This window comes from Peribacillus sp. AS_2 (assembly GCF_026891895.1).
GTDB classification, from domain to species: Bacteria; Bacillota; Bacilli; order Bacillales; family DSM-1321; genus Peribacillus; species Peribacillus frigoritolerans.
Map to the genome: position 1 here is coordinate 385605 of NZ_JAPTGA010000005.1, position 12111 is coordinate 397715.

Here is a 12111-nt window from a genome sequence, read left to right on the forward strand (position 1 = left end):
AAGCTTGCATTGGAATTTTGTATAATTGATCGAATTACCGAGTAGATTAAAAATACATGATTTTTTTGCATATCAGGAGGGATTGAATGAGTGGCATCGCAAATGTATTAATTATCCTTGGATTTACCGTTATTTTCATCATTATCATCATTTTGGTTTTACTATTAATTTATATGATTTTCTTTGATCGCATGCAGAAGCACCATGCAATTTTAAGAAATTACCCCGTGCTTGGGAGAATACGATACTTTCTGGAAAAGATCGGACCTGAGATGCGGCAATATTGGTTTAACAGTGATAACGAAGGAAAACCCTTTTCCCGCGATGACTATGAACATATGGTGAAAAGTTCAAAATATTTACGGGATGTCATAGGTTTTGGTTCAAAGCGGGATTTTGATGAGGAAGGCTTCTTTGTTAAAAATAGCATGTTTCCAAAATTGGCCGAAGAAGAAAAATATGATCGTGAAACCAAAGTGACGACAAAAAGATACATTTTATTGAAAGACCCGCTTTTCTCACAACGAGAAGAAAAATGGGAAGATGAAGCTTCCTCTGCATTTTTATTGGATGATGAGGATGCCGTAATCATCGGCCCAAACACTAAGAATCCCTTTCGGCTAAAAGGTCTTATCGGAATGTCCGCCATGAGTTATGGCTCTTTGGGTAAGAACGCAATCACTGCGCTTTCTGAGGGATTGGCTGCAGCAAAAGGCACCTGGATGAATACAGGTGAAGGCGGACTATCTCCTTACCATTTAATCGGCGGCGTCGATATCATCATGCAAATTGGTCCAGCCATGTTTGGGGTTCGGGATAGTACCGGCGAAATGGATTGGGATGAATTAAAGAGAAAAAGTGAAATACCCGAAATCAAAGCATTTGAAATCAAATTGGCCCAAGGCGCCAAAACTCGCGGAGGGCATATCGATGCTGAAAAAGTGAATCCGGAAATCGCTGAAATCCGTAAGGTCGTTCCGTACAAGGCAATTGATAGTCCGAATCGGTTTCACCAATACGATGACGTAAAATCCATGTGCGATTTTATCGAAAAAATCAGGGACCATACAGGAATCCCGGTAGGCATCAAAATGGTAATCGGCGGAACTGACAGTGTTGAAGAGCTTGCTAGCTACATGAAAGAAACCGGGAAAGGTCCGGATTTCATTACATTGGATGGCGGTGAAGGAGGAACCGGTGCTTCTTATCAGGAGTTGATCGATAGCGTAGGATTGCCGATAAAATCCGCTTTACCGATTTTAGTATCGACACTGGAAAAATACGGAGTCCGTGATAGGGTCAAAATCATCGCCTCCGGTAAATTGTTCACGCCTGATAGAATTGCGATCGCTCTAGCCATGGGAGCAGATCTTGTTAACATAGCCAGGGGTTTCATGATTGCGATAGGATGTATACAGACGATGAAATGCCATTCCAATGCTTGTCCTGTCGGGGTGGCCACCACTGATCCGGAATTGCAGAAAGCACTTGTCATCGATGAAAAGAAATACCGTGTGGTTAACTTTCTTGTTACCCTTAGAAAAGGATTATTTCGGATCTCAGCCGCAGCTGGTTTAGAATCGCCTCTCCATTTTCAGCCTAAGCACATTAGCTATAAGGACGATAAAGGAATTGTCACATCTCTTGAAGATATTATGAAAGAAGTTAATGGACAAATAGGGTCCAGGCAATGAAAAGACCACCGCCCAAGTATGATGGGCGATGGTCTTTTCTTTTTCGATCAATGAATCCGTTATAGGCCAATGGTATCAGGCATGTATTCGAGTATCCCCTGTCTCCACTTTTCCCTTACCCGCCAGCTTTCCATAGCGATAATAAACATAAGATGGAGTAATTAGCGGTTTAGATGACTTTACTATAGTTTGGAAAAAATTTCAGATGGATTGATAATACCATTTGCCATCACGTTTAAACTTTCTGCATTGGTCATTCAAAAGAAGATATTCTAGGTGTGCCAATGTTTCACCTACAGCAAATCTGGTTTCGTGAATGGACAGATTTCCAAATAAGATCTGGCAAGCACTTTTTACAGAAATCGGCTGTTTCATGTTTTCATGAATTACATGCAATCGGTCCTGGTGGTGATCCAACAATTCAACAATTCTTTTATTGGCATTTTGAAACGGTTTCCCATGAGAAGGGATGACATATTCAACGTCAAGCTTTTGTATTTTTTTCAAAAAATTATAAAACTCTTCCAACGGGTTGCTGAAACCTTTAAACCAATAAGATATATTTGGAGATATCTTGGGCAATATATGATCTGTCGAGAAAAGGACGCTATTTTCCTTATTATATAAGGAAATCAGGCCGTCCGAATGTCCCGGAGTGAAAAGCACTTCATACTCATATTTGCCAAAATGCAGCTTCATTCCTTCTTCAAGATGATGATTTACGGTAGGATAGGGTTTTACTTGGGGCATGAATCCGCTTTCGTCACTGGATAAGGCCGCGGCGACATCTTCTTCCATACCACACGCATTGTAATTATCTTTAAGCAGATTCAGCGAATCGGCTTCCCAATACGTAGTTCCCGCATGCTCATCCACTTCTGTCATCCATACATCCGCACAGGTCAATTGTTGTAATGTCCCTGCATACCCGAAATGATCTGGGTGATAATGTGTGATGATAATATCGGCAATATCGTGTTTTTCGATAATTGGGTTCCATAAATCCCTGGTCGTTTTGTTATTTAATCCCGCATCAATGATAGTCCATCCTTTTTCACCTTCCGCCAAGTAACAATGGACATGGTCCAATCTAAAAGGCAATGGAATCGTAATTTGAGTAACTTTCAATTCATTCAGCAAGTATAACTTCCCCTTCCGATGTAACTACATTTACATGAAAAAAATCGAATTTGCTAAAAACAAAACATTTAAGTTTATTAAATAACGTATATCATTAATCAATTCGACGAATTTTGTCAGTTTCCTTTAATCATATCCACAGCCAATCGATTAAAATACAGAAGCCATAGCCTGGGCGCAATGGTTAATTCATGAAAATTTAAAAAAACGCCATTAAAATTAATGGCGGCAGACTGTAGACAAACTCGATGAAAATCGAGTTTGTCTATTTTTATGGCTTGTACAATTTGGAGGTTGATTGGAACGTAGGGCACTCGCTTTCCGCGGGCGGTCGGCCCTCGGCTTTCGCCTGCGAGGTCTCCCCTACTAGACGCGCTTTTCTAAGCAGGAGTCTCGTACACCCGCTCCAATCAACTTTGTCTTACCTTTTACGGCACTTCGTTTTACATATCTTCCTCGATCGTTTGAACAAGGTTGAAAAGAAAATGATAAATTAAATGAAAAGCTTCTTCCAATGACATGTCTTCTTGAAACCCTTTAATGTTATCCAAGGCTAAATTCACATCCCATAGCCCGTCGCCCTGGTTAAACATTAAACTGAACGAACCAATTCCTTCTTGGAGTTCCTTGGTTAAATACGTTTTTAAAACTTCTCCCATTTTTTTCTGGAATTTCAATCCGAACATCGCGTTATATGTACCGAAAACATCATCGACTTCTAACGAAAGTGCCTCAACGCCGATTAATTCGAACCATCGTGATTCAAAGTAAAGGAATTCATCTTTGTTTTTTTTCAAATACTCAATAGGTTGTGATAAAAATGCAGAGTTCTCTTCAGAGATTAATTCTTCGCTCTCTTTATTACTGCGCTCTATATAAGCATCCGTAAAACGCGATGCATTCTCTTTTTCCACTATGATGATATCCTCGGCGAGTAATTTATGCTTTTCTACATAATCCTTTTCTTCTTTAAATAACTCAATCTTGTTTTCGATTACGGATTCTGATATGTATGATTCCATTTGTTTTTTTAGCATGATATGTCCTCCTAGTGTCTTTTCAAGCGTTCACAATTTCAATCATAGCATATTCAGTATAGATAAAATAACTTTGTGAAAGAAATTACAATATCAAATGTGGCAATCATTTCTGGTCTCCGATATAGTAGTGGTAAGCGTTTATACATATGAAAGAAATGAGATGTTGAATCATGCAAAAAATCATTGTAGTTGGTGCAGGAATTTTGGGAGCTTCTACTGCCTATCAATTGGCTAAAAATGAGGTTGAAGTGATCATTATTGACCGCCAAGATGCCGGTCAGGCAACATCTGCAGCTGCAGGAATCGTTTGCCCGTGGATATCGCAAAGGCGTAACCAAGCTTGGTATCTTCTTGCCAAAAATGGTGCGGCCTTTTACCCGGGCTTAATTGAAGAACTTGAACGGGACGGTGAAACCGAGACTGGGTATGCCCAGGTCGGTGCCATAAGTCTGCATACAGATGAAGCTAAACTGAATGCCATGAAGAACCGGGCGGCAAAACGGCAAGAAGAAGCACCGGAGATGGGGGCGATCACCTTACTTTCCGCAGAGGAAACACGTGCCTTATTCCCGCCTCTTTCCAGAGAATATGCAGCCGTTCATGTGAGTGGTGCAGCGCGGGTCAATGGACGCGCACTACGTGATTCCTTATTGAGGGCTTCACAAAAATACGGTGCAAAACTTATGTATGGCGAAGCTAATCTTACATATAACGGTACTCAAGTGTCAGGTGTAACACTTAGAGATGAATTCATTCCTGCTGATAAAGTAATTGTTTGTGCTGGCGCTTGGGCACCGGAATTACTGAAACCACTGGGCGTGAATTTTCAAGTCACTTTCCAAAAGGCTCAAATCATTCATCTGGAAATGGCAAATGAAAATACAAATAACTGGCCTGTAGTCATGCCTCCGAGTGATCAATATCTTTTGGCTTTTGATAACAATAAAATCGTTGCTGGGGCGACTCATGAAAATACGGAAGTTTTCGATAACCGAATGACCGCAGGAGGGCTGCAGGAGGTTTTCAACAAAGCCTTGCAAACCGCCCCCGGTTTGACAGATAGCACGTTTGTTGAAGCAAGGGTCGGATTCCGTCCATTCACGCCGGGATTCCTTCCCGTCATGGGACCTTTACCTGGCTGGGAAGGCATAATCGTAGCCAATGGTCTTGGAGCTTCAGGTTTAACTATGGGCCCATATATAGGCTCACTATTGGCAAACCTCGCACTTGACAGAGAAATTGAAATCGAAATCGATAATTATGATGTAAGAGGTGCGCTATAAATTTAACTTCCCTTTAATTAACTTGCTGTATGAACTCGACTGATCAGAAAATGATCAGTTCCGTTTTTTTTAAATGGTCCTTTTCAAAAAAAAATCAAGGACCTTTAATGGGTCCTTGATTCAGACTGTAGACAAACTCGAGGAAAATCGAGTTTGTCTATTTTTATGGCTTGTCCAATTGGGACGTTGATTGGAACGTAGGGCATCGCTTTCCGCGGGAGGTCGGCCCTAGACGCGCTTTTCTAAGCAGGAGTCTCGAACACCCGCTCCAATCAACTTTGCTTGAACTCTTAGATAGAACACTTCTGCCTAGGGTCATTTTAAAATAGAAGTATTAAAACATGAGGTGATGAAGATTCTTTCTAAACATGATTCTATTCAGCGAGATCAACTTGAAATGATTACTTTAGATTTAGTTCAACTGGTGCCACCGAACCATTTGGTTCGTAAATGGAGGCTGCCATTGACTTCACTTTCATTTATGACTTGGTGAAAGATATGTATTCAGAGTTAGGACGCCCAAGTATTGATCCAGTTATTTTAGCCAATATACCTTTGGTATTCGTTCCATGCGTAAAACGATTGAAGAAGCGGAAACAAATAAGGCTTACCGTTGGTTCTTAGGCTATGGTTTTCATGATAAAGTACCTCCTACTCCACGTTCAGGAAAAAACATGCTGTTCTTTGAAAAAAAAAAGACTCTTCCATTTCAATTTATTCATCTATTTATTAATATCAGGTTCACTTACTTCTTCATAAATAACTTTTAACTCTTCAATAGTGAGTGTTTTTAAAAATTCCTCTAATTCATCCATGTTAATGCCTCCTATAATCAAGAACATTCGTTCTTATTATAATCACCATAATATCAGTAGTAAATAGTTAATTTTACTTTTAACACAAATAGATGAATTATAGAATTCAATAATCAACTGTTCCCCATCCTTTCATACCTACAAAAGCTTCAATGAGCATACAGCACTCCTTTTTAACCCACGGTCATTTCCTTTGAAAAATAGTGCTGTAACATCATTTTCATTTGCTCTTTATTTGCTGCAAATTGCTTATGACGATGACCGTTTCCTCCAGATGGATGAGGAAATCCTAGAAGTATGTTATTGGCATCCAAATAATCTTGACCCGCTAAATAGTTTAAGACCTTGGTAACATTAACGCCTAAAGGAATAATAAGCGGACGTTCAATGGTACCTATTTCGGTAGCAAAGCCTTCCATTATATTTTTTTTAAGCAACTCGGTCTTTAAAATGTTCGGAGTTGTTCCACTATAGTTTTTTCCGTTATAAAAAACTGGGTAGGTTAAAACTGAGGTAGTATGAACGAGGTGACTCGCTTCGTCAAAAAGATCCAGTGTGGACGAAATGTTTAAGTATGTGTGTAATCCAAGCTCATCCAACATTTTAACTAAATTTTTTCTCATCGTTCCTTCAAAACTGGAATTTTTTTTTACTTCGTGCAGGATCTCTTCGTCACCATGCAGGTGCCCTCTTGCAATTACGGTAGAATAAGATTTTTTCATTTGATGTAAACCAGGAGTGATTCCGACAATCACCACTTTGGCCCGTTCATTTATATATTCGAAAGGAGCATAATATATTTCGAGTTTTTTCGTTTCTTCTCTTTCAAGCAAAAATTGCTCACTCTTTATCATTTCATCTGTATGGACAGCAGGTAAAGCTTTAATTAAGTCTTTAAATTGCGTAAACTTAGAAAAATTAGCGATCCCCATAAATTACTACCCCCTTCTTCCCTTTATTTATTTTGACCAATATAGTATATCAGAAATTCAGATTTGCCACCGACATAGGGGCATTATGAATCTTGTTGGAAACCTCTCAAAAAAAAGATAAATTGCTTTCCAACCCTTGGATTGAAAAGAATTTATCTTAAAAATGGTATTTGGGGATGAAAAAAATGTTTGGGTTTACAAATTGAAACTATTGATTGAATCTTCCGCGTTGGCGAAGTAATTCACGATTCAGGTTCGGATCCTTTTCAAATGCAGCGCGGCCGTGAAGCCAGAATATATTGTTGACAACAACTAAATCTCCAACAGGCAGTTCAAGTTCGAGTACACTTTCATCACTTTCTAATGAATTGGATAAATCGCGCAAGTATTTGGCTTGTTCGATTGATTCAGGATAAACAAATTGATCGATAAAACATACACCAGGTTTGTTATTATGATTGAAGAAGGTCAATCTTTCAATTTCCTGGTCAACGTTCTTACTTTTTGGAGCTTTATACGTGAATTTGTGGCTGGATAATGGATGATTCACATACATATCAAGCTCTTTCCAATCGTCTAAATGCAATAAACGTGATTCGCCACCGCGTGCATTTTGTTCGATCATCTTCATCATTAGTAACCAATCCGTTGGTTCATCTACAAAGGTGCCATCCGTATGAAGTGTAAATAAACGATAAGCCTGACGTAAATATGAATCACTGCTATCCGTGTCTTGAACACTAAAGCGGGCATAATATTTCCCTGACATGGAATCATGGTTTGGAGTTCCCAGCAAGTATGAAATGGCCGTTGCAAAAATGACATATTCATCTGTATTCTCCGTGACACCCTCCAAGCCAAGGGTGAAGCCGCCGGATTCACGATCATGAACGATGTTACGAAGCAATTCACCAAAGTCTTCCCCAACTTGATCCAAAAGATATGAAGCAATGATGAGTCGTGCATATGGCGTATATTCCAGATGTTGAACAGACTGATTATCCTTGGATACCGTTTCTAAAAAAGCAGCAATCGCCTCTTTTGAAATTTCAATATGATATAAACGGCTGGATTGAGGGTGAACTTTCACCTCGTATTTTTCTGTTTTCCTTTCAAACTTCGCTCTCTTTTTTTCTGCAATGTTCATGAATGATTCCTCCTGTTATTTGTAATATAGGTGACAAAGTTAACAGGAAATATAAAAAGCCAGTCGCACATGATTCCCAAATAAAATGGGAATCCAACTGTACAACTGGCTTATATTCACTTCACTGCTCTATGCAAATAGAGTCACAGCGAATATGCAGTTTATGTATGATTTATTTTTCCTGTTTCCAATAATTAAGATCTTTACACGATTCTGAAAAGGTAGTTTCCAAAAGGTGTTAATGTCATAATATTGGCTTAATTACATTAAAACGTTTTTTCATATAATTGTCAACATCTTTTACAAATTATTCTGATAAATTATTTTACTAACTTGGTAGTTTCGTTTTTTCTGCCGCTTTAATTTGCTGAAAATGGAGATCCAGGTCCTTCAATGCAGCAATCAATGCATTTGCCGCTTTCCCCCGATAATAAGATGTAATCGATTCTATCGCTTCATCAACACCATCATTTAAACTGATCCCTTTTAATAAACGCCCAATAAATTCCCGTCCATGCTCTGTTGCCAGTGTACAAGAAGCCTCCAGGATAACACCATATTTAGCATCGACTTCTGCAGTGATGGTCAATGTTTCAAAGACACTTTTCGCCGCCATCCCTTGAGGTAAACGTGCATGACCTGCAATAAAAATTGTTTTACCATTGAACATGAGGCCTCTTCCTCTCTTTAACGAATATTATTTTGTCAATACAGCTTCCAATAAGTGTGTTTGTTCCGGAATGCGGGTAACAACCTCTTTTCCAATTTCAATGGAGGCTGTTGCTGCAGGTGACGGTGCATTACAAACATGAATGGTCCGTTTCCCCATTATAATATGAAAATCATCCACCATATTACCATCATCCTGTAACGCCTGTGCTCGGACTCCGGAAGGTGCAGGGATTAAATCATCTTCTTGAATTTCCGGAATCAATTCCTGAAGGCTTTTCGTAAATTGCTTTTTACTAAAAGAACGGACATATTCTTCCATCCCTTCCTTCATGAATTTACTGGCCAGTTTCCAAAAACCTTTATAGCTTAAAACTTCAGTTAAATCCTTCGCATTGAAATCGGTTTTTTTATAACCTTCACGTTTGAAACTTAGTACAGCATTTGGGCCAGCATCTACTTCGCCGCTAATCATCCGTGTGAAATGAACTCCTAGAAATGGAAACTTAGGGTTAGGTACCGGATAAATTAAATGATTGACAAGAAAGCGCTTTTCGGGCTTCAATTTAAAATATTCACCGCGAAACGGGACAATTTTCATATCAGTTTTATACCCCGCGGCTGCTGCGATACGGTCACTGTGCAATCCAGCGCAATTAATGACTATCCTAGCTTTTATTGTCCCGTTGTTCGTAGCGATGATGACTTCATCAGAATCCTCGTCAATCTTCTCCACCTTTGTATTCAGCTTGATTTCACCGCCGTTGCCTCGGATGATATCCGCCATCTTTTCACTTACCTGACGATAATTGACGATGCCGGCTTGCGGGACGCGAATCGCTCCAAGTCCATTAACATGCGGTTCAATTTCCTTTAACTCTTCCACACCGATTCTTTGGATAGCTAGCTCATTTTGTAAACCGCGTGAAAATAAATCATCTAGAAGGGGCAACTCTTCTGGTTTTGTTGCAACAATGACCTTGCCGCAAATATCATGATCAATTCCATGCATCCTACAGAATTCCGTCATTGATTTGCTTCCTTGACGGGCAAACCGTGCCTTGAAACTGCCTGGTTTATAATAAATTCCTGAATGGATGACTCCGCTGTTATGCCCCGTTTGATGATCTGCAACAACAGCCTCTTTTTCAATGACTACCACTTTAGCATTAGGAAACCGCTGATAAAGGGCCATTCCCGTCGATAAACCTACAATTCCCCCGCCAACAATTGCGAAATCATACACAATTAACACTCCTTTTATTAATGATTTTTAGTATTCAGCAACTCCATATACGTAATTAAATTGTTCTTAGTCCGTAAGATGTGAAATTCTACTGCTGCCCTTAGTTCTGCAGGATCCCCTCTTAGTGCCGCTTCATATATCATCCGGTGTTCCCGTTGCGTTTCTGGGTAATAATCAATCAGCAAATTCGGCGCAATGGGGGAGATACCCAACGTTTCTACCATTTTTTGAACTCTTGGCCATGGGCACCCTTTTCGGAGGGTTTCATGAAAAGCCGCATTCAAAAGGATATAATGTTCATTGGTTTCATCAGATAACTGAATCCCTTCCATTTCAATCAAAATTCCCTTTAATTTTTCTTTATCCTCCTTTGTTAAATAAGGAAGCGACTTTTCTACAGCAAGGCCTTCAAGCAGAGACCTGGTATGATAAATTTCTTCAATATCATCCCGGGTAATAGGTGTGACGATTGCTCCTTTATGAGGAACCATTTCCACCAACCCCTCCATTTGAAGTTGTGTAAGGGCTTCACGAATGGGCATTCTGCTTACTTCCAGGCGATCTGCCCACTCCTCTTGGATGAGTCGCTCCCCCTTTTTTAACGTCCCATTCAAAATCGCTTTCCTAAGACTTTTCGTTACATTTTTTACGATTGTAGATTTATCTCTTTTAGAATTAGCATTATCCAATTCAGCGTCCACCTTTCGATATTGGATACAATTTAAACTATATCAACTTAATGAAGCGATTACAATACAGAAAATTAAATAAATTGTATCCAATTTAAAAAACACTGGATACAATACTAGGTAAACATCTACTTTTCTCATATAAAGATAATTTATGGCATTCATTTATATGTAGCTAAACACTAGTGATTTAAAAGAAGTTTTTTTAGGATGAAATTCCATTCAAATCAAGTCTTTTTGTATCAAGATACATTAATATCTTATCTGCAGGCTCCAAGCGTGTTAAAATCAAACAAATATAGTTATGAAATACAAAATTTGAAATTGGTAAAAGTCATTAGAATAAAGGGGAAAATTGCATGGCAGAATTAATCGATTGGAAAAATAGTGCTCACGGGCATAAATTCATAGCATCTTTTAGCGGAGGAAAGGATAGTGTTTTAGCCTTATATAAGGCATTGAAGGTTGGAGAAGCTGTAGGACTGATTGTCATGCTGGAGGAGGAAGGAAAACGTTCCAGATCCCATGGAATGCCTCCGGAACTCATAAAAGCCCAAGCTGAATCAATAGGTTTGCCTGTATATACTGCGGCTGCGAGTTGGACTGAATATGAAAAGGTATTTATGCGCCTTTTAGAAGATGCAAAGAATCAAGGAGCAGAAGTGTTGGTAACTGGAGACCTGGATATGCCTGCCCATGGCTGTTGGCATGAAAAGGTTACGAAGAATGCCGGGTTGAAGCTTGGAATGCCTTTATGGGAAATGAACCATCGTGAAGCTGTCGAAGAGTTCATGAATCTAGGATTCGTTACGATCATTGTAACCGTTAATTTATCATTGGGAATGCGAGAGGATGATTTAGGACGAACATTAACCCATGAATACGTGAAGGAACTTGAAGCTCGCGGCATTGACCCCTGCGGCGAAGGTGGAGAGTTTCATACAACAGTAATAGATGGACCTATTTTTAAACAGCCAATTCCAGTTCGGAAATGTGAGATTATTAAAGACGGGGAGTATGCTTTTTTACCTTTGGAGCTAGATAAGATGACGAATAAGAGTACCTTATAACCGAACTTATTATCAATATTCCTGGCAACAACTCTATACTGCACCCCAATTATGTGATTTTCTTTAAGGATTGAGGTGCAGTTCATCTGAGGAGTCCTTTAACAATAGGATAAAATTATTTTAGTTAACATAATAAAATTATAGTAACTTAACTTTGCAGCAATCATTCATTGCTGATAACTTTCTAATTCATTATTTGTTAAATAGAAGAACAACAGACTTTTAGAAGAGAAAATATTTCTAATATACTATTTTAATAAGAAATTAAGCGATTAAAATCAGTACTGGTCACATCAAAAAAAGACTATATATTTGAACTGCACCCCAATTGTTAGACACCATCTAACAATTGGAGGTGTTTTTTTATGACAAAATATTCATTAGAT

General features: G+C 39.0%; 10 protein-coding genes and 1 pseudogene. 4 read left to right on the forward strand and 7 right to left on the reverse strand.

Translation table 11 applies throughout. The features are described from left to right. The first annotated feature begins 86 nt into the window (after window positions 1-86). Window positions 87-1694: an FMN-binding glutamate synthase family protein gene (locus OTG27_RS12050; RefSeq protein ID WP_057277607.1), complete on the forward strand. Its 1608-nt coding sequence runs from the start codon at window positions 87-89 to the stop codon at window positions 1692-1694. 201 nt (window positions 1695-1895) lie between these two features. Here OTG27_RS12050 and OTG27_RS12055 read toward each other — a convergent pair whose 3' ends face one another. Together OTG27_RS12055 and OTG27_RS12060 are read right to left on the reverse strand one after the other, a co-directional pair. Beyond that, entirely contained in the window at window positions 1896-2834 is a 939-nt protein-coding gene (locus tag OTG27_RS12055) for an MBL fold metallo-hydrolase (protein ID WP_268937051.1), read from the reverse strand. Between the two features lie 443 nt (window positions 2835-3277). Beyond that, the gene (locus OTG27_RS12060) at window positions 3278-3871 is read right to left on the reverse strand and encodes a branched-chain amino acid aminotransferase (protein ID WP_268937052.1); all 594 of its coding nucleotides are present in this window, start codon (window positions 3869-3871) and stop codon (window positions 3278-3280) included. Window positions 3872-4044: 173 nt separating this feature from the next. Between OTG27_RS12060 and OTG27_RS12065 the strand changes: the two genes are divergently transcribed. Both OTG27_RS12065 and OTG27_RS12070 read left to right on the forward strand, forming a co-directional pair. Continuing rightward, a complete protein-coding gene (locus OTG27_RS12065) occupies window positions 4045-5157 on the forward strand; it encodes an NAD(P)/FAD-dependent oxidoreductase (protein ID WP_268937053.1) in 1113 nt (370 codons plus the stop codon). A gap of 355 nt (window positions 5158-5512) precedes the next feature. After that, window positions 5513-5831: pseudogene (locus OTG27_RS12070) on the forward strand (transposase); the annotation flags it as partial. A gap of 314 nt (window positions 5832-6145) precedes the next feature. Here the strand turns inward: OTG27_RS12070 and OTG27_RS12075 are convergent. The 5 genes from OTG27_RS12075 to OTG27_RS12095 all read right to left on the reverse strand — a co-directional run bounded on the left by OTG27_RS12075 (window position 6146) and on the right by OTG27_RS12095 (window position 10655). Further along, window positions 6146-6904 carry a uracil-DNA glycosylase family protein gene (locus OTG27_RS12075; protein WP_268937054.1) on the reverse strand — a complete coding sequence of 253 codons (759 nt, stop codon included), beginning with the start codon at window positions 6902-6904 and terminating at the stop codon, window positions 6146-6148. Between the two features lie 208 nt (window positions 6905-7112). Next, a complete protein-coding gene (glaH, locus tag OTG27_RS12080; protein WP_095392070.1) occupies window positions 7113-8051 on the reverse strand; it encodes a glutarate dioxygenase GlaH in 939 nt (312 codons plus the stop codon). Between the two features lie 328 nt (window positions 8052-8379). Next, the gene (locus OTG27_RS12085) at window positions 8380-8721 is read right to left on the reverse strand and encodes a DUF3870 domain-containing protein (RefSeq protein WP_034306813.1); all 342 of its coding nucleotides are present in this window, start codon (window positions 8719-8721) and stop codon (window positions 8380-8382) included. 27 nt (window positions 8722-8748) lie between these two features. Then, complete coding sequence (lhgO, locus tag OTG27_RS12090; RefSeq protein ID WP_268937055.1) at window positions 8749-9966, reverse strand: L-2-hydroxyglutarate oxidase; 1218 nt, start codon at window positions 9964-9966, stop codon at window positions 8749-8751. 17 nt (window positions 9967-9983) lie between these two features. Beyond that, complete coding sequence (locus tag OTG27_RS12095) at window positions 9984-10655, reverse strand: GntR family transcriptional regulator (RefSeq protein ID WP_106026344.1); 672 nt, start codon at window positions 10653-10655, stop codon at window positions 9984-9986. Window positions 10656-11014: 359 nt separating this feature from the next. Between OTG27_RS12095 and OTG27_RS12100 the strand changes: the two genes are divergently transcribed. Then, entirely contained in the window at window positions 11015-11725 is a 711-nt protein-coding gene (locus OTG27_RS12100) for a Dph6-related ATP pyrophosphatase (RefSeq protein ID WP_098185977.1), read from the forward strand. Window positions 11726-12111: the final 386 nt, after the last annotated feature.

What these genes read in the sequence shown, in the direction of transcription:
- OTG27_RS12075 (WP_268937054.1), bottom strand. Translation starts at nt 6,904, where the DNA reads ATGGGGATCGCTAATTTTTCTAAGTTTACGCAATTTAAAGACTTAATT.
- OTG27_RS12085 (WP_034306813.1), bottom strand. Translation starts at nt 8,721, where the DNA reads ATGTTCAATGGTAAAACAATTTTTATTGCAGGTCATGCACGTTTACCT.
- OTG27_RS12060 (WP_268937052.1), bottom strand. Translation starts at nt 3,871, where the DNA reads ATGCTAAAAAAACAAATGGAATCATACATATCAGAATCCGTAATCGAA.
- OTG27_RS12065 (WP_268937053.1), top strand. Translation starts at nt 4,045, where the DNA reads ATGCAAAAAATCATTGTAGTTGGTGCAGGAATTTTGGGAGCTTCTACT.
- OTG27_RS12100 (WP_098185977.1), top strand. Translation starts at nt 11,015, where the DNA reads ATGGCAGAATTAATCGATTGGAAAAATAGTGCTCACGGGCATAAATTC.
- OTG27_RS12050 (WP_057277607.1), top strand. Translation starts at nt 87, where the DNA reads ATGAGTGGCATCGCAAATGTATTAATTATCCTTGGATTTACCGTTATT.
- glaH (WP_095392070.1), bottom strand. Translation starts at nt 8,051, where the DNA reads ATGAACATTGCAGAAAAAAAGAGAGCGAAGTTTGAAAGGAAAACAGAA.